The sequence below is a fragment of the Streptomyces sp. NPDC051662 genome (assembly GCF_040681655.1).
Classification (GTDB): domain Bacteria; phylum Actinomycetota; class Actinomycetes; order Streptomycetales; family Streptomycetaceae; genus Streptomyces.
The window spans coordinates 52,804-70,768 of sequence record NZ_JBFAZD010000026.1; the positions used below are offsets into that span (position 1 = coordinate 52,804).

The 17,965-nt window shown below is 69.8% G+C and carries 11 protein-coding genes; 2 read left to right on the forward strand and 9 right to left on the reverse strand.

The window, feature by feature from the left end; translation table 11 throughout:
- Positions 1 to 9: 9 nt before the first annotated feature.
- Both AB0M67_RS32440 and nrdR read right to left on the reverse strand, forming a co-directional pair.
- Positions 10 to 2,907 (reverse strand): vitamin B12-dependent ribonucleotide reductase, encoded by a 2,898-nt coding sequence (locus tag AB0M67_RS32440; RefSeq protein WP_365751136.1) that lies wholly within the window; start codon positions 2,905 to 2,907, stop codon positions 10 to 12.
- Between the two features lie 145 nt (positions 2,908 to 3,052).
- Complete coding sequence (gene nrdR / locus AB0M67_RS32445) at positions 3,053 to 3,562, reverse strand: transcriptional regulator NrdR (protein ID WP_365751137.1); 510 nt, start codon at positions 3,560 to 3,562, stop codon at positions 3,053 to 3,055.
- A 502-nt stretch (positions 3,563 to 4,064) separates the two neighbouring features.
- Between nrdR and lexA the strand changes: the two genes are divergently transcribed.
- Positions 4,065 to 4,850, forward strand: a complete 786-nt coding sequence (gene lexA, locus AB0M67_RS32450; protein WP_365751138.1) for a transcriptional repressor LexA — start codon at positions 4,065 to 4,067, stop codon at positions 4,848 to 4,850.
- A 129-nt stretch (positions 4,851 to 4,979) separates the two neighbouring features.
- Here the strand turns inward: lexA and AB0M67_RS32455 are convergent, their stop codons facing one another.
- From AB0M67_RS32455 to AB0M67_RS32475, 5 genes are all read right to left on the reverse strand, one after another.
- On the reverse strand, positions 4,980 to 6,950 hold the full coding sequence (locus AB0M67_RS32455; protein ID WP_365751139.1) for an ATP-dependent DNA helicase: 1,971 nt from the start codon (positions 6,948 to 6,950) through the stop codon (positions 4,980 to 4,982).
- Positions 6,951 to 6,988: 38 nt separating this feature from the next.
- Positions 6,989 to 8,845, reverse strand: a complete 1,857-nt coding sequence (locus AB0M67_RS32460) for an IucA/IucC family siderophore biosynthesis protein (RefSeq protein ID WP_365751181.1) — start codon at positions 8,843 to 8,845, stop codon at positions 6,989 to 6,991.
- 143 nt (positions 8,846 to 8,988) lie between these two features.
- The gene (locus tag AB0M67_RS32465; RefSeq protein ID WP_365751140.1) at positions 8,989 to 9,726 is read right to left on the reverse strand and encodes a GNAT family N-acetyltransferase; all 738 of its coding nucleotides are present in this window, start codon (positions 9,724 to 9,726) and stop codon (positions 8,989 to 8,991) included.
- Between the two features lie 41 nt (positions 9,727 to 9,767).
- Positions 9,768 to 11,681 carry an IucA/IucC family protein gene (locus tag AB0M67_RS32470; protein ID WP_365751141.1) on the reverse strand — a complete coding sequence of 638 codons (1,914 nt, stop codon included), beginning with the start codon at positions 11,679 to 11,681 and terminating at the stop codon, positions 9,768 to 9,770.
- Between the two features lie 37 nt (positions 11,682 to 11,718).
- Positions 11,719 to 13,077 carry a diaminobutyrate--2-oxoglutarate transaminase family protein gene (locus AB0M67_RS32475; RefSeq protein ID WP_365751142.1) on the reverse strand — a complete coding sequence of 453 codons (1,359 nt, stop codon included), beginning with the start codon at positions 13,075 to 13,077 and terminating at the stop codon, positions 11,719 to 11,721.
- Positions 13,078 to 13,457: 380 nt separating this feature from the next.
- On the opposite strand from AB0M67_RS32475, the gene AB0M67_RS32480 reads away from it, so the two are divergent.
- Positions 13,458 to 14,684: a hypothetical protein gene (locus AB0M67_RS32480; protein WP_365751143.1), complete on the forward strand. Its 1,227-nt coding sequence runs from the start codon at positions 13,458 to 13,460 to the stop codon at positions 14,682 to 14,684.
- A gap of 120 nt (positions 14,685 to 14,804) precedes the next feature.
- On the opposite strand, the gene hflX is transcribed toward AB0M67_RS32480, so the two are convergent.
- Positions 14,805 to 16,295: a GTPase HflX gene (hflX, locus tag AB0M67_RS32485; RefSeq protein ID WP_365751144.1), complete on the reverse strand. Its 1,491-nt coding sequence runs from the start codon at positions 16,293 to 16,295 to the stop codon at positions 14,805 to 14,807.
- Between the two features lie 112 nt (positions 16,296 to 16,407).
- Positions 16,408 to 17,943: a M1 family metallopeptidase gene (locus AB0M67_RS32490; protein WP_365751145.1), complete on the reverse strand. Its 1,536-nt coding sequence runs from the start codon at positions 17,941 to 17,943 to the stop codon at positions 16,408 to 16,410.
- Positions 17,944 to 17,965 lie beyond the last annotated feature (22 nt).

Consider the following 17,965-nt stretch of genomic DNA (forward strand, 5'->3'; position numbering starts at 1 on the left):
TGCTACTGCTCAGCTGCAGCCGCTGGTGGAGCCGCATCCCTCACAGATGTAGCAGGACCCGGCCCGCTGCATCTTCGTACCGCAGGAGAAGCAGAGCGGCGCGTCGGCGCTGATGCCGAGCTGCATCTCCACCAGTTCGGCCGAGGTATGCGCCTCCTTGGGCGCCGGGACCACGGCCGCCGCCGGCGAGGCGGGGGTCGGGGTCACCGCCTTCAGCGTCTCCTGCCGGCGCGGGGCCGACTGGACCAGGTTCTCGATGTCGAGACCGTCATCATCCATCGACGGCTCGTAGGAACCAGTGTCCAGGTGGCGCTGGCGCTCCTCGGCGGAGTGGATGCCGAGGGCTGAGCGGGTCTCGAACGGGAGGAAGTCCAGCGCGAGACGGCGGAAGATGTAGTCGACGATCGACTGCGCCATCCGCACATCCGGGTCGTCCGTCATACCGGCCGGCTCGAAGCGCATGTTGGTGAACTTCGATACGTACGTCTCCAGCGGGACGCCGTACTGGAGACCGACCGAGACGGCGATCGAGAAGGCGTCCATCATGCCCGCGAGGGTCGAGCCCTGCTTGGACATCTTGAGGAAGACCTCGCCGAGACCGTCGTCGGGGTAGGAGTTGGCGGTCATATAGCCCTCGGCGCCGCCCACCGTGAAGGAGGTGGTCAGGCCGGGACGGCCCTTCGGGAGACGCTTACGGACCGGGCGGTACTCAATGACCTTCTCCACCGCCTGGCGGATGGTCTCCTCGGCCTTCTCCGCGACCTTCTCGTCCTTCTTCTTCGCGGAGAGCGGCTGACCGACCTTGCAGTTGTCGCGGTAGATGGCGAGCGCCTTGACGCCCATCTTCCACGCCTCGAAGTAGACCTCTTCGACATCCTCGACGGTGGCGGTCTCCGGCAGGTTCACCGTCTTGGACAGCGCGCCGCTGATCCACGGCTGGATCGCCGCCATCATGCGGACATGGCCCATGGCGGAGATGGAGCGCTCGCCCATCGCGCAGTCGAAGACCTCGTAGTGCTCGGTCTTCAGGCTCGGCGCGTTGATCACATTGCCGTTCTCGGCGATGTGGGCGACGATCGCCTCGATCTGCTCCTCCTGGTAGCCCAGCCGGCGCAGGGCCTGCGGGACGGTGCCGTTGACGATCTGCATCGAGCCGCCGCCGACCAGCTTCTTGAACTTGACCAGCGCGAGGTCGGGCTCCAGACCGGTGGTGTCGCAGGACATCGCGAGACCGATGGTGCCGGTGGGCGCGATGACCGAGGCCTGCGCGTTGCGGAAGCCGTTCTTCTCGCCCAGCCGGAGAACGTCCTGCCAGGCCTCTGTGGCCGCGGCCCAGACCGGGGTGTCCAGGTCGTCGGCCCGGGGCGCGGTGGCGTTGGCGTCGGAGTGCTGCTTCATGACGCGCTTGTGCGGCTCGGCGTTGCGGGCGTAGCCGTCGTACGGGCCGACGACCGCGGCCAGCTCGGCGGAGCGGCGGTACGAGGTGCCGGTCATCAGCGAGGTGATGGCCCCGGCCAGCGAACGGCCGCCGTCGGAGTCGTACGCGTGACCCGTCGCCATCAGCAGGGCGCCGAGGTTGGCGTAACCGATGCCGAGCTGACGGAAGGCGCGGGTGTTCTCGCCGATCTTCTGCGTCGGGAAGTCCGCGAAGCAGATGGAGATGTCCATCGCGGTGATGACCAGCTCGACGACCTTGGCGAAGCGCTCGGACTCGAAGGACTGGTTGCCCTTGCCGTCGTCCTTGAGGAACTTCATCAGGTTCAACGAGGCCAGGTTGCACGAGGTGTTGTCCAGGTGCATGTACTCACTGCACGGGTTCGAGCCGTTGATCCGGCCGGACTCGGGGCAGGTGTGCCAGCGGTTGATGGTGTCGTCGTACTGGATGCCCGGGTCGGCACAGGCCCACGCCGCCTCGGCCATCTTGCGGAAGAGGGACTTGGCCTCGACCTCTTCGATGACCTCGCCGGTCATCCGGGCGCGCAGACCGAACTTGCCGCCCGCCTCGACGGCCTTCATGAACGCGTCGTTGACCCGGACCGAGTTATTGGCGTTCTGGTACTGGACGGACGTGATGTCGTCGCCGCCCAGGTCCATGTCGAAGCCCGCGTCACGCAGGGCGCGGATCTTCTCCTCTTCCTTGACCTTGGTCTGGATGAAGTCCTCGATGTCGGGGTGGTCGACATCGAGGATGACCATCTTGGCCGCGCGGCGGGTGGCGCCACCGGACTTGATCGTTCCGGCGGAGGCATCGGCACCGCGCATGAAGGAGACCGGTCCCGAGGCATTGCCACCGGAGGAGAGAAGCTCCTTGGAGGAACGGATCCGGGAGAGGTTCAGACCGGCGCCCGAGCCTCCCTTGAAGATCATCCCCTCTTCCTTGTACCAGTCGAGAATCGAGTCCATGGAGTCGTCGACGGACAGGATGAAGCAGGCGGAGACCTGCTGCGGCTGGGACGTGCCGACGTTGAACCACACCGGCGAGTTGAAGCTGAAGACCTGGTGCAGGAGGGCGTACGCCAGCTCGTGCTCGAAGATCTCGGCGTCCGCGGGCGAGGCGAAGTACTGGTACTCCTCACCGGCCTTGCGGTACGTCTTCACGATCCGGTCGATGAGCTGCTTGAGACCGGTCTCGCGCTGCGGGGTGCCAACGGCCCCGCGGAAGTACTTGCTGGTGACGATGTTGACCGCGTTCAGAGACCAGAAGTCGGGGAACTCGACGCCACGCTGCTCGAAATTGACCGAGCCGTCGCGCCAATTGGTCATGACGACGTCACGGCGCTCCCAGACCACCTCGTCGTACGGGTGCACGCCGGGGCTCGTATGAATGCGCTCGATACGCAGGCCCTTGCCGCCCTTGGTCCCCTTGGCCCGGGAACCTCGTGCCGAGCCGCTCGCCGTCTCTGTCATGCCGCCTCCCATATACGTACAAAAACGCGCTGAAGTGCCATGTTCTTCCCGTGGCACTTGCGTGTGTGTGTGATGCCTCGGGTGCGCACAGGGCACCCGTGACAGGTCTTCGCCGCCGCGGAGCGGCCAGGATCGGGCCGGCCGGTCAGTCCGCGGCGGTGGCGGGTACGGGGACCTGGCCGGCCCCGTCGACGCCGGTTTCCTCTGAGGGGGGCCGCTCGCGCAGTTCCGCGATGGCGGCCTCGAAGTCTTCGAGCGAGTTGAACGCCCGGTACACGGATGCGAAGCGCAGGTACGCGACGAGGTCGAGCTCCTGCAGTGGGCCGAGTATGGCCAGCCCCACGTCGTGGGTGGTCAGCTCGGCGCTCCCGGTGGCGCGTACCGCTTCCTCGACCCGCTGGCCGAGCTGCGCGAGGGCGTCCTCGGTGACCGGCCGTCCCTGGCACGCCTTGCGCACGCCGGAGATGACCTTGGTACGGCTGAAAGGTTCGGTCACGCCGCTGCGCTTGATCACCATCAGTGAGGCGGTCTCCACCGTGGTGAAACGGCGGGAGCAATCGGGGCACTGACGGCGGCGGCGGATCGACGTCCCGTCGTCGGTGGTGCGACTGTCGACGACACGGCTGTCGGGGTGCCTGCAGAAGGGACAGTGCATGGTTCCCTACCCTCCTTCACAGCGCGACTGAATAGCCTCATCAGGGCCCGGAAACGAGCCCCTCGAAGCACCCCCAGCATAGGCGATGGCGTCACCCCCGGAAGCGGGGGGACCACAACTTCTGGGTGGCTGAGACAATCCAACCACTAGATCTGGGGTTTGACTGCATCCTAAGCCCCAGCGCGTGTCGCGCGTCGAGGCGGGTGCCGGGGCAAGCGTTCCGGGCCTCGCGGACCGGCCACGAGAGTACGGGAAGGGCGCGGCGCGCGGTCTTCCGGGCCGCCCGGTGGAACACTGGTCCCCGCCACGGAGAGCGGCGACCGGGAGCCGGACGGTACGGTGGCGAGCGGCCCCGCACCGCGGCCATAGAGCCTGCCTATACACCCAGTCAGATGCTCAAGGCAGACTCTCTGCAATTTTTCACTCGAACGTGTGTTTGGCGCAACCTTTCGAAAGCTACTACCGTTGTCCAGCTAGGGAGAACATTTCGAGAGGGGCCGACGTGACCACCACCGCAGACAGCGCCACCATCACTGCCCAGGACCGCTCCCAGAGCCGACTCGAGCCGGTGCATGCCATGAATGACGTACTCACGAACCCGGAGGGCGCCAAGCCCACACGTTCGTTGCCCGGTCGACCTCCAGGAATCAGGGCGGACAGCTCAGGACTCACGGACCGGCAGCGAAGGGTCATCGAGGTCATCCGTGACTCCGTGCAGCGGCGCGGATACCCGCCATCCATGCGGGAGATCGGCCAGGCCGTGGGCCTCTCCAGCACCTCGTCGGTCGCCCATCAGCTGATGGCCCTGGAGCGCAAGGGCTTCCTGCGCCGCGATCCGCACCGGCCGCGGGCGTACGAGGTACGCGGCTCCGACCAGCCGAGCACGCAGCAGACGGACACGACCGGCAAGCCCGCCGCCTCGTATGTCCCGCTGGTCGGCCGGATCGCGGCCGGCGGGCCGATCCTCGCGGAGGAGTCCGTCGAGGATGTCTTCCCGCTCCCCCGCCAGCTGGTGGGTGACGGAGAGCTGTTCGTGCTGAAGGTCGTCGGTGACTCGATGATCGAGGCCGCGATCTGTGACGGCGACTGGGTGACGGTCCGCCGCCAGCCGGTCGCGGAGAACGGCGATATCGTCGCCGCGATGCTGGAAGGCGAGGCGACGGTCAAGCGCTTCCGGCGTGAGGACGGCCATGTCTGGCTGCTCCCGCACAACGCGGCGTACCAACCGATCCCCGGTGACGAGGCGACGATCCTCGGCAAGGTGGTGGCGGTCCTGCGCCGGGTGTGAGTACTCCACCGGCTCCGACCGGGCCCCGGAACCCCTGCGCCGGTTCCGGGGCCCTGCTTTATGCCTGCTCAAGGGCCTGCCCCCAGGGCGTGCCTCCAGTGCCTGTCTCCGAGCGCTACGGGACAGCTCTCAGCGTCCATCGGCCTGGGCGACCGCGTCGATCGCCGCGAGGGAGCGCCGTACCTGATTACGGTCCGTGGTGTACCAGAAGTCGGGCAGTGACGCACGGAGAAAACTGCCGTACCGGGCGTTGGCCAGCCTCGGGTCCAGTACGGCCACGACGCCGCGGTCCCCGCTCGCCCGCACCAGACGTCCGGCACCCTGGGCCATCAGCAGGGCGGCATGCGTCGCCGCCACGGCCATGAACCCATTGCCGCCGGCCTCCTCGACCGCCTTCTGGCGCGCGCTCATCAGTGGATCGTCGGGGCGGGGGAAGGGAATTCGGTCCATCACCACGAGCTGGGAGCTGGGGCCCGGCACATCGACGCCCTGCCACAGCGAGAGCGTGCCGAACAGGCAGGTCTTCGGGTCGGCGGCGAACGCCTTGATCAGCTCGCCGAGCGTCTCCTCGCCCTGGAGCAGGATCGGAACGTCGAGCCTGCCCCGCAGCTCCTCGGCGGCCGCCTGGGCGGCCCGCATCGAGGAGAAGAGCCCGAGCGTCCGGCCGCCCGCCGCCTCCACCAGCTCCGCCAGCTCATCCATCATGTCGCCGCGCGAGCCCTCCCGGCCCGGTGTGGCCAGATGGCGCGCGACATAGAGGATGCCCTGCTTGGGGTAGTCGAAGGGCGAGCCGACATCGATGCCCTTCCACTGCGGGACCTCATCACCCTCGGTGCCTTCCGGTGCCAGGCCCAGCGAGGCGCCCACACCGTTGAAGTCGCCGCCGAGCTTCAGTGTCGCGGAGGTGAGCACGACCGAGCGGTCGGTGAACAGCTTCTCCCGCAGCAGTCCCGACACGGAGAGCGGGGCGACGCGGAGGGACGCGCCGAACCGGTCGTGCCGTTCGTACCAGACGACATCCCACTCGGAACCGTTGGCGATCCGCTCGGCCACGCTGTGGACGGACTCGACGGAGGCGAGCGCCTGCTTCCGTACGACATCCTCGTCCTGGACGGACTTGTCGCGGGTCGAGCCGAGCGCAGAGATGACCGTACGGGCGGCGTCGCGCAGCGCCATCAGGGCGTAGCCGAGGTCCTCGGGGATCTCTTCGAGCCGCCCGGGGAGGGCCAGCTCCATCAGCCGCTCGAAGGTCTCGGCCGCCGTCTGGAGGGCGTCCGCGGCCTTCTCGTTCACCAGCTTCGCCGAGCGGCGCACGGCGCGGTGGACCTGCCCCGGGGTCAGCTCGCCGGTGGCGACTCCGGTGACCCGGGACACCAGCTCATGGGCCTCGTCGACGATCAGCACCTCGTGCTGCGGAAGCACCGGGGCGCCCTCGATCGCGTCGATCGCCAGGAGCGCGTGGTTGGTGACGACGACCTCGGCGAGCTTGGCGCGCTCCCGCGCCAGCTCGGCGAAGCACTCCGCGCCATAGGCGCACTTCGTCGCGCCCAGGCACTCCCGCGACGAGACGGAGACCTGGGACCAGGCGCGGTCGGAGACACCGGGCGTCAGATCGTCGCGGTCACCCGTCTCCGTATCGTCCGCCCAGTCCCGCATCCGCAGCAGGTCCTGGCCCAGCTTGCTGGTGGGCGCTGCCGCCTCGAACTGGTCGAAGAGGCCGTCCTCCTCGTCCTGCGGCATCCCCTCGTGCAGCCGGTGCAGACAGAGATAGTTGGAGCGGCCCTTGAGCATGGCGAACTCGGGCCGCCGCCGCAGCAGGGGATGCAGCGCGTCGACCGTACGCGGCAGGTCCCGCTCCACGAGCTGGCGCTGCAATGCCAGGGTGGCCGTGGCCACCACGACCCGCTCCCCGTGGGCCAGGGCCGGCACCAGATAACCCAGTGATTTACCGGTGCCGGTGCCCGCCTGGACGAGCAGATGGGACGTGGTGTCGATGGCTTCGGCGACGGCCTCGGCCATGGTGACCTGGCCTGGCCGTTCCACGCCGCCGACGGAGCTGACGGCGGCGTGGAGGAGCTCGGGGAGTGATGGCTTCGTCATAGCCCGACCACCCTACGGGGCGCCGCTGACAACGGAGGTCACTCGCCCGGCGGCCGGACGGCGAGCGGGTTGGGAACCGTACCGTGCACGGCGGCGTGCGGCCGGTGGGAGCGGTCCCGGTAGCCGTCGAGATGCAGCCGGTTCCGGTTGAGGCAGAGACGCTCGATACGGGGCGTGAGCAGGTCGAATATCTCGAACCGCTCCTTCAGCTCCGGGAACCGGCCCTGGTAGCGCAGGATCTCCGCCCGTACGAGGGACCAGAACTCGTCCTCGGACACGCCCAGTTGGTCCTGGCACAGCGGCGCGAGAAAGCGGAACACACCGACGAAGAGCCCTGAATGGATGAACTGGGTGAGGAAGGAGGGCTCTTCCGTCAGAAGAACGCTCTTCACGTCCTCGGACATCGACTCATGTTCGGGCAACGGCCGCGCGCTGATGTTCACATCGTCGACGAAGTCCTTGATCGCGAGCCGTACCGGCACGTCCTGGGTGTCGAAGACGACGATGGCGTTCTCGCCGTGCGGGGAGAAGACCGTCCCGTAGCGGTAGAGGAAGTGCAGCAGGGGTGGAAGCAGCGCGGCGAAGAGCCGCTGGAGCCAGTCGGCGGGCGTGAGTCCCGAACGCGCGACGAGTTCGGCGGTGAACGCTCGGCCGTGCGGATCCGTATGGATGAGCGAGGCGAGCGTACGGGCACGCTCACCGGGTGTCAGACGGGCCTGGAGGGGCTCGCGCCAGATCGCGCCGAGCAGCTCCTTGTACTGGTAAGGAACCTCGGGAAGATGGTCGTAGAGGGGGTGTTCAACCGTTACGGAGGCGACTTCACCGAGCAGGATGACCCCGCAGTCGTCGCGGAGGAAGGCGTCCGCGTCGCGCACCCCGTGCATCCACGCGGTGACGGCGGGGGCGGCGAGCGTGCGTTCCGTGGGAAGACCGCGCCAGACAAGGGTGTTGAGGATGGACAGCGGCAGTTTGACCGTGTGCCGCTCGGGCCGGCCGAGATTGAGGAAGGTACGGATGGACTGTTGCGGCAGCCGGAGGTCCCCGTCGGTGGGGAGCGGCACGATCGCCCCCTTGGCTATGGCGGGGGCGTAGAGCTGGAGCAGCACTTCGTCCCACTGCCAGGGGTGCACGGGGAGGTAGAGATAGCCGGCGGGGTCGAGTCCGCGGTCGCGGAGTACGGAGTCGAAGCGCTCGCGGACGGTGTCGTCGAGTTCGCCGGCGTAGAGCAGATCGGGCGTTTCCAGCGAGCCGACTCCGCGGTAGGTGGCGAGTGAGGTGCTGGCCGCGATCCAGGGCAGCTCGGTCGGTGTGCGGGCCTCGGGCGCCCAGCGGTCGGCATCGGTGGCGGAGAAGCCGCCCCGGCCCTTGTTGAGGACGATCCAGGGGTGGCCGGTCTGGTGTCCTTCGAGTTCGGCGTAGCCGAGGTCGGCGAGACGTCCCACGCCGAGTGCGGTGTGCTCAAGCTTGGCGTCGGCCGCGATCGTGGTGGTGAGTTCACGCACGAGATGGCCGAGGGTGGCGCCGTCGAGGGCGAGCAGCCGGCGCGCCAGCAGCAGAAAGCGCAGAGGATCGGTGAAGCGCCGGCCGTCAAGGGCGAGGGAGCCCGGATCGACGCGCCAGCTGCCGTAGGCACCGCGGGTGGCGCGGAAGGTGAGCGTCTCCCCCTCGTCGAGGGTAAGGGCGTACGGGAGACCGTCCGCGGCGGTGTGCCGGCCCTCGGCGGCTCCGTCGGCCGACGGAGCGGGCGTGGGCTCGATGATCTCCTCGTACGCGAATTCACCGATCAGCTTGGCGAGAAGACGGGCGGCGGCCCGCTCCCAGGTCAGCGGGTTCAGCTCGGGTGGCGAGAACAGCCCGGCCGGCTCGGTGGAACCGGTGGAGTCGCCGGGGGATATGGAGCCGGTGGGGCCGGTGGGGCCGGCGGAGTCATGGGTCGCAGGGGACGTCGGCACGTGGACTCCTCGGGGAGGGAACCGATGGGATCGAGCGGATCGAGCGGGGGTGGGCATCGCGCGGGGTGGCCAGGGGAGCAGATCATTCACAGCAGGTCGCGCAGAGCGCGTTCGCGGACCATGAGAGCGGCTCGTTTGTCGGGCAGGTCGACTTCCGCGGAGAACCGGAAGCCGGCGCTGAGGAAGGCGGCGACGGAGGGCGTGTTACGGAGGTCGGGCTCGGCGATGACGCGCCCGCAGCGCGGACGGTGGTCGAGGACGAGATCGGAGACCGCTCTGAGGAGGGTCGTGCCGACTCCGCGCCCACGGTTGGCCACGCCGCCCACCAGGAGATGGATCCCGGTGTCGTGCGGGCGCGCGGGGTAGTGGCGCGCGAGCGGGTCGAGGTCCGCTCGGTAGATCTCCCAGTAGCTCATCGGGACTCCGTCGAGCACGCCGAGACAGGGGGCGCTGCGGCCGTCGCCTTCGAGCTGTGGGCGCAGATGGTCGGCGGTGACCTCGTCCGGCCCCGCCAGCTCCCAGAAGGCGGCGACGGCAGGATCGTTCATCCAGCGGCTGATCAGCGCCAGATCGCGGGCGACGCGTACCGGCACGAGCTGGAAGACGCCCGCGGAGGTGGTGACGGGCCCCCATCCGGCGGGGGCGTCGAGCAGATCACCGGCCGGGAGGTCGTCGTGCGAGGGGGTCAGGGCCACCGGATCGCCCTCCCCGAACAGCGCGACCAGTTCGTCGGACAACCGCATGTCGACGGTGTCATCGGGGCCCCCGCCGGTATGCGGGGCGGGGCCGGCATCGGTGTCGGTGCCGGCATCGGTGGGAGGCACAGTGGCGCTCTCCTCTCGGCAGTGCGGACGGTTCGGGTTCTTCAACGGCGAAGGGGGTTGGCGATGGTGACGTAGACGGACTGGGTGTCGACGGGCCCGACCAGCTCGTCGAGGCCGTGCAGCCGGGTGAGGAGGTTCGCCTTGCAGCGGAGGGTGGGGGCATCCAGCAGCAGTTCGGGCAGCGGTGAGCCGAGGCGCGCCGCTCCGGCGAGGAACTGGCGGAAGGCGGCGATCAGGACGCCTTCGTCGGCGAGGCCCTGCGCACCGAACGCCCCGATCAGACCGAGGACGTTGTTGATGCCGAGGTAGTAGGCGAAGCGTTCGTCGGTGACGTCGTCGGAGACGAAGGTGTCGCTGGCGGCGCCGATGCCGGGCAGCCGCTGCTCCAGCGAGGCGCGGTGGGACTCGCGGAAGTAGTAACCCTGGTTGTCGCGGTAGCGTCCGCCGACGGGCCAGCCCGCGGTGTCGAGGAGTACCAGCGTGTTCTGCTGGTGCGCCTCCAGGGCGATGCCCGCCGTACCGTCCAGCCAGAGCACCGGGCGTACGACCTGGTCCAGATAGCGCAGGAACCACTCGGCGGCCACGGCTCCGCCGGGGCGGCCGGTACGGTCGGCGAGCGTGGCGATGAGCTCGGCCAGCCGTGACCGCATGCCGGTACGGCCGGGACGCGGGCGCGCGGCGGTGAGTCCGGCGACGCAGACGGCGTCGTCCCCGGCGGTGAACGGGTTGTGGCGCACCATGACGTCGAGCCCGGTCACGGCTTCGCCGTCCTCGGTGTCCACGGCGAGCCAGGCGGGGTCGCGGACGATGTCGAAGCCGGGGTGGGCGGCCTGCCACTCCTTGGTGAGTCCCGCGCGCAGCAGCCGCTGGACCTCGACACCGCGGTGCAGTTCCTTGCGGAGGTTCTCGCGGCGGGAGTTGGTGATGCGGACCCCGAGGGAGAGCTTGAGCATGGCGGGTGCGCCGGGCCGGTAGACGGTACGGATCGAGGAGGTGGGGTGCCAGGGGGCGCCGTGGGGGCCCAGGTCATGGAGGAGACCGGCGTCGAGGAGGCGGGCCACGGCGGGGCGGTGTCGCACCTCACGTGCCTGCCAGGGGTGGAGGGGCAGGGCGACGGTGTGCTCGGGAAGGGTGACGTCGCCGAGGAGACGTGCCGTGAGCGCCTCGGCGGGCAGGACGCGGCCCTGCTCGGTCCAGGCGGAGTCGGTGGCGAGTACGGACCGGTCGACGGCCATCCAGTGCAGCGGGAACGAGCCGTGTGACTCCGGTGAGTAGAGCCGGGCTTCGGCCTCGGAGAGCCCTTCCCGGCTCTTGGGCGTGGGGTGCAGCGGATGGCCGAGAAGGAGCGACTGCTCGGCGGTGAGGAACAGGTCGGCGTCGGGGGCGGTTTCGGGGCGGCGCCGCCGGTCGGCGAGGAAGTCGGCCGTGTGCAGCAGGGAGTTGGCGACCCTGCCGACCAGCTCGCCGCCCTGGTAGCGGCCCGACTCGCGGCCGAGGAGAGCCGCGACGGTGACGGCCTCGGCGGCCGGGGCGTCCCGGGGGGCGCTCTCCAGGAACGGCATCCCGAAGCGGTGCCAGCCCGTCACCGACCAGTACCGGACGGGGACGAGCAGCGCGGTGCCACTGGCGTGAAGGGGGATCCGGAGGATCTGGCCCTCGGGGCGGGGCAGATCGTTCTCCCTGACCCAGCAGCGCAGCAGGTTCTCGACGGCCGCCGCGTCGGCCGCCTTCAGCGGGTCGGGATGGTCGAGCTGGTCGGCCACCGGGACACCGGCGAACGCGTCGGCACCGGTGGCGGGTTGGCCGTCGAAGCCGCCCGTCGGCTGCCGTGGCACCGTCGTCGGCTCGACGGTACCGGCGGTGTGGGACGCGTCCTGCCCCCGGTCGGGTCCTCCGGGGTGGGCGGTGGGGCGGCCGGTGGCCTCGGGCACATCTGGTGCGGGGGTGGAGTTCACGGCGGGGGCTTCCTTGTGAGGGTGTCCTGGGGCAGTTCTAGGGGCCGGTTTCTTTCCGGCGGAGTGCGGCGCGCTCGGCGGCGGCCAGGGCGTCGGCGAAGCGGTCGAGGACCGCGACGGCCTGCTCGTCGGTGAGCGTGAGCGGCGGAAGCAGCCGTACGACGGAGGCCCGGCGTCCGCCGAGTTCCACAATGAGGCCGCGGTTGAGACACTCCCGCTGGACGGCCGTGGCGAGGGCCGGATCCGACGGCGCCGGTTCGCCGGCTTCCGGGGCGACGAGTTCCACACCGATCATGAGACCACGGCCCCGTACGTCTCCGATACAGGGATGGTTGGCGGCCAGCCCCTGGAGCTGCCCCAGCATGCGCGCGCCGAGGATCGCGGCGCGGTCGGCGAGGTGGTTCTCCCGTACGTAGGCCAGGGTGGCCGCGCCCGCCGCCATCGCGAGCTGGTTGCCGCGGAAGGTGCCCGCGTGGGCGCCGGGCGGCCAGCAGTCGAGATCCGAGTGGTAGACGATCACGGCCAGGGGAAGGGAGCCGCCGATGGCCTTGGACATCACCATCACATCGGGGGTGATCCCGCTGTGTTCCACGGCCCAGAAGGTGCCGGTCCTGCCGACCCCGGTCTGTACCTCGTCGGCGATGAGCGGGATGGAGCGGTCGGTGGTGATCTCGCGCATCCTGCGCAGCCAGTTGTCGGGGGCGGGGATCACCCCGCCCTCGCCCTGCACCGGTTCGAGGATCATTCCGGCGGGGGCGGCCAGGCCGCCCTTGGGGTCGTCGAGGAGGTTCTCGGTCCAGCGCGCGGCGAGTTCGGCGCCGCGCTCCCCGCCGATGCCGAACGGGCAGCGGTACTCGTACGGATAGGGCAGCCGGGTCACCCGTACGTCCTCGGCTCCCCCGGAGGCGGCGAGCGCGCCGGCCGTCATCCCGTGGTACGCGCCGGTGAAGGCGAGGAGCCCGCCGCGGCCCGTGGCGGTACGGACGAGCTTGAGCGCGGCCTCGACGGCGTCGGTGCCCGCGGGGCCGCAGAACTGCACCCGGGCGTTCTCGGCGAACCGCGGTGGCAGCGTGGCGAACAGCTCGGTGGTGAAGGCGTCCTTGACGGGTGTGGCGAGGTCGAGGACATGGAGCGGCGCCCCCGAGTCGAGGACCTTCCTGATCGCTTCGAGAACGACCGGATGGTTGTGTCCCAGAGCCAGCGTGCCCGCGCCGGACAGGCAGTCCAAGTACCGCCGCCCGTCGGCGCCTTCGATGGTCAGTCCCCGTGCGCGCACGGGCACGATGGGCAGGGACCTCGCGTACGTGCGGGCCGCCGATTCCCGTAAGGACTGGCGCCGGAGGATGCCCTCGTGGGCGACGGTCGGTGCCGCTGGAGGGGGTTCGGTCACGGCCACGGCTGTCGGTCCTCCCGTTGTCACACGTCATGTCACAGTCAGTCGTCTGTCAGTACGGCCCTCGGCCGCCGAATGTTCGACGGTGGACGCCGACTTGAGACGGGGTGCCCTTGAGACCGGGCGCCCTTGAGCTTGAGACCGGGCGTCCTTGAGACGGAGCGCCCGCCCCTACGTACAAACGACGGAGAGTGCCCGGGATCACGGGCAGTCGAAAGATCCTTGGCCGCGGAACCGCGGCCCTGCCGCACACCGTCCCCATCGGCACCGGCATAGTGGGGGGCCGTTGTCCCGGCTCCGGCACCGCGCCCGGGCCGCGCCATCCGCTTCACCGTTCCGAATCGTCCTTCCGAATTGTCCGAAGTCCCAGGGGGATACACGCCATGCGACCCATTCGCCCCACGCTCGCCGCACGCCGTGGAAGGAGCACACGGCGCAGAACCTCCCCCGTCCTCGCCGCGGCCGCGATGGCCGCGGCGCTCGCGCTGACGGCCACGGCCTGCGGGCCGGAGGAGGACAACGCCACCGGTCAGGCGAGCGACGCCGCCACCGGCTCGTCCGACGGCAAGATCCGGATACCCGACGAGCTCAAGGACCGGCTCAAGGAGCGCGGGTTCGATCTGGACAAGTGGAAGAACGGCGAGTGGAAGAACTGGGACAAGGACACCTGGCTGCGTGAGGCCAAGGACTACATCAACCCGATCATCGAGGGCCTCTGGGACCCCGACCGGATGCGGGACGCGGAGAAGCCGCCGGAGAAGGCGGTCGAGGATCAGGACATCTCCGGCGACGCGGGCGTGACCGACCCGACTCCGGAGCCGGTCACCGCGCAGGCGGTGAACGCGCCGTACGGCGAGAACGCGGCCGAGGCGGGCAAGTTGTTCTTCGACGGCCCCGAGGGCTCGATGGTCTGCTCCGCGACCGTGGTCGAGGATCCGGCCAACCCCGGCAAGTCCAACCTGCTGTGGACCGCGGGCCACTGCGTGCACGCGGGCAAGACCGGCGGCTGGTACCGCAACCTCGCCTTCGTACCGTCGTACAACAACAGCGGACTCTCGACGGCCGAGCTGGAGACGGCTCCCAAGGAGCAGATCGCTCCGGAGGGCGTGTGGTGGGCCGACTGGGCGCAGACCTCCGACCAGTGGATCTCGCAGGGCGCCTCGACCGGCGGCCAGGGCGCGCCGTACGACTTCGCGGTCGTCCATGTCACCCCGGAGAAGGGCGGCACCGGCACGTCCCTTGAGGAGACGGTCGGTTCGGCGCTGCCCGTGGAGTTCAACGCTCCGGCCACCCCCCAGATCGACGCCATGACGGCGACCGGCTACCCGGCGGCGCCGCCGTTCGACGGCCAGAAGCTCTTCCAGTGCCAGGACAAGCCCGGCCGGCTGTCGATGACGGCCGACGACCCGACGATGTACCGGATCGGCTGCACCATGACCGGTGGTTCGTCCGGTGGCGGCTGGGTAGCGAACGGCGCGGACGGCAGGCCCGCCCTGGTGTCCAACACCTCCATCGGCCCGGTCACGGGCGGCTGGCTCGCCGGACCGCGTCTCGGTGATGTCGCCAAGGCCGTCTACGGCGAGGTCAGCGAGAAGTTCGCCGGTCAGTAACGCGCGGGACGACAGCTACCACCGCCGGCGCGGACGGCTGTCCCACGGCACGAAGGCCCGCCTCCTCCTCGCGGAGGCGGCGGGCCTTCGTCCTGTCCGGACTGCCGGGGCCTTACAAAGTCAGCGGGCCACCGGCACATACGGGCCGAGCGCCGCTGCCAGCTCCTCGTGGACACGCGCCTTGACCACCGTGCCCTCCGGGGTGTGTTCCTCGGAGAGCACCTCGCCCTCGGCGTGGATCCGGGAGACCAGCGCGCCCTCGGTGTACGGGAGAAGCGCCTCGACCTCGACCTCGGGCCGGGGCAGCTCCTCGTCGATGAGCGCGAGCAGCTCGCCGATCCCCTGGCCCGTACGCGCCGAGACGGCGATCGCGTACCGCTCCGCGCGCAGCAGCCGCTGGAGCACCAGCGGATCGGCCGCGTCGGCCTTGTTGATCACCACGATCTCGCGTACGTCCACCGCGCCCACATCGCGGATCACCTCGCGCACGGCGGCCAGCTGCTCCTCCGGCGCAGGGTGCGAACCGTCCACCACATGCACGATCAGATCGGAGTCGCCGACCTCTTCCATCGTGGAGCGGAACGCCTCGACGAGGTGGTGCGGCAGATGCCGGACGAAGCCGACCGTGTCGGCCAGGGTGTAGATCCGGCCGCTCGGGGTCTCGGCCCGGCGCACGGTCGGGTCGAGGGTGGCGAACAGCGCGTTCTCCACCAGCACGCCCGCGCCGGTGAGCCGGTTGAGCAGGGACGACTTGCCCGCGTTGGTGTATCCGGCGATCGCGACCGACGGCACCTTGTTGCGCCGCCGCTCCTGCCGCTTGATCTCGCGGCCGGTCTTCATGTCCGCGATCTCCCGGCGCATCTTCGCCATCTTCTCGCGGATACGCCGCCGGTCCGTCTCGATCTTGGTCTCACCGGGACCGCGGGTGGCCATACCGCCACCGCCGCCGCCACCCATCTGACGGGACAGCGACTGACCCCAGCCGCGCAGCCTCGGCAGCATGTACTGCATCTGCGCCAGCGCGACCTGAGCCTTGCCCTCACGGGACTTGGCGTGCTGGGCGAAGATGTCCAGGATCAGGGCCGTACGGTCGACGACCTTGACCTTGACGACATCTTCGAGATGGATCAGCTGGCCGGGGCTCAGCTCACCGTCGCAGACGACGGTGTCGGCGCCGCTCTCCAGCACGATGTCCCGCAGCTCCTGGGCCTTGCCGGAGCCGATGTACGTGGCCGGATCGGGCTTGTCACGGCGCTGGATCACGCCGTCGAGCACCAGCGCGCCCGCCGTCTCGGCGAGCGCCGCCAGCTCCGCGAGCGAGTTCTCGGCGTCCCGCACGGTCCCCGAGGTCCATACGCCGACCAGCACGACGCGCTCCAGGCGCAGCTGCCGGTACTCGACCTCGGTGACGTCTTCCAGCTCGGTGGAGAGGCCCACCACACGCCGTAGCGCGGCACGCTCGGAGCGGTCGAACTGATCGCCGTCCCGGTCTCCGTCGATCTCGTGGCTCCAGGCGACGTCCTCTTCCATCAGGGCATCGGCCCGAAGGCTTTCGGTGCGGTGGTCCGCGAAGCGCTGCGCGTCCTGGGAAGGAGAGGAAGAGGAGGTCATTGGATCCTTACGTCGAAAGATTTCTGATACGTCGGTCACAACGCGTGACGGCGGGAAATGATTCCCGGCCGCGGTGCCGACATATCGATGGTGGCACGGTTCGGCCCGGCCGTCACTCGGGTTTCACGCTCTGTTCCCGGACGGTGTCCCCGGTGCCGTGGGGCATCCTGTGCGGCGCGGCGTGCCGGTTCCGCGGGGCGTTGTGGTTCCCGGCCGGTGCCTCGGAGCGCCAGTCGGGGTGGCCGGGCATCGGCGGAGTCTTCTGCCGGTACAGCCACGCCTTGAAGAACGCGGAGAGATCACGCCCCGCGGTGGACGACGCCAGCTCGATGAAGTCCGTCGTGGTCGCCGTCCCGTCCCGGTGGATCCGTACCCAGTCCCGCTCCAGGCGCGCGAAGGCCGCCTCGCCGATCTCGTGCCGCAGCGCGTAGAGCACCAGGGCGCTGCCGTCGTACATCACCGGCCGGAACAGGCTGATCGGCTGCCCCTCCACCGGTGGCTTCGGGTCCGCCGGAGGGCCGCCCGCCGCCCGCCAGCCGTTGGACTGCCGGTACGCGTCCCGCATCCGGGTTTCCATCGACTTCCCGGCGTGCTCCTGCGCGTAGCGCATCTCGTACCAGGTGGCGTGCCCCTCGTTGAGCCAGAGGTCGGACCACCTGCGCGGGGAGACGCTGTCGCCGAACCACTGGTGGGCCAGTTCATGGACCATGACCGAGTCGACGTACCACGCCGGGTATCCGGGCTCGGTGAACAGGGCCCGCTCGAAGAGCGAGAGGGTCTGTGTCTCCAGTTCGAAGCCGGTGTCGGCGCTCGCGACCAGCACACCGTAGTTCTCGAAGGGGTACGGCCCGACCTGGCGCTCCATCCAGCCGATCTGGTCCGGTGTCTTCTTGAGCCAGGGCTCCAGCTTCTGGCGGTCCGCGGCCGGCACCACGTCCCGTACGGGCAGTCCGCCGGGACCCTGGCGGCGCACCACGGCCGAGTTGCCGATGGAGACCTGGGCCAGTTCGGTGGCCATGGGGTGGCGGGTGCGGTAGGTCCAGGTGGTGATCGCGCCCGCGCGTGCCCTGCCATCCATTACGCCGTTGGCCACGGCGGTCAGCCGCGCGGGCGCGGTGATCCGGAAGGTGAAGTAGGCCTTGTCGGCGGGGTGGTCGTTGCCGGGGAAGACGCGGTGCGCGGCGTCGGCCTGGTTGGTCATCGCGAGTCCGTCGGTGGTCCGTACCCAGCCGCCGCGGTCGCCCGTCGGATCGCTGGTGTGGCTGACGGTGATCCGCATCCGCGAGCCGTCCTCGATCGCGGCGGCCGGTGTGATCACCAGATCCTCGCCGGCTGTCGCGAAGCGCGCCGGCGCGCCGTTCACCTCGACCGAGCGGACCTTTCCATGGGTGAAGTCGAGGTTGATCCGTTCCAGCCGCTGGGTCGTCTGTGCGTCGATCTTGGTGATGGCGTCCAGCGGTTTGCGGTTGTCGCCGCCATAGGTGAAGTCGAGGTCGTAGCTGAGCACGTCGTAGCCGGGGTTGCCGAGCCGCGGGAAGAGCGGGTCGCCGATGCCGAGCGGCTCGGGGGCGGGCAGGGTCGCGGCGACGAGGGTGACCGAGGCGGCGGCCAGCAGGGCGGCGCGCAGTCGGCGGTTGGTGAGGAGCATGATCCACGGCTACCAGCGCCTC

What these genes read in the sequence shown, in the direction of transcription:
- AB0M67_RS32440 (WP_365751136.1), bottom strand. Translation starts at nt 2,907, where the DNA reads ATGACAGAGACGGCGAGCGGCTCGGCACGAGGTTCCCGGGCCAAGGGG.
- nrdR (WP_365751137.1), bottom strand. Translation starts at nt 3,562, where the DNA reads ATGCACTGTCCCTTCTGCAGGCACCCCGACAGCCGTGTCGTCGACAGT.
- AB0M67_RS32455 (WP_365751139.1), bottom strand. Translation starts at nt 6,950, where the DNA reads ATGACGAAGCCATCACTCCCCGAGCTCCTCCACGCCGCCGTCAGCTCC.
- AB0M67_RS32480 (WP_365751143.1), top strand. Translation starts at nt 13,458, where the DNA reads ATGCGACCCATTCGCCCCACGCTCGCCGCACGCCGTGGAAGGAGCACA.
- hflX (WP_365751144.1), bottom strand. Translation starts at nt 16,295, where the DNA reads ATGACCTCCTCTTCCTCTCCTTCCCAGGACGCGCAGCGCTTCGCGGAC.
- AB0M67_RS32490 (WP_365751145.1), bottom strand. Translation starts at nt 17,943, where the DNA reads ATGCTCCTCACCAACCGCCGACTGCGCGCCGCCCTGCTGGCCGCCGCC.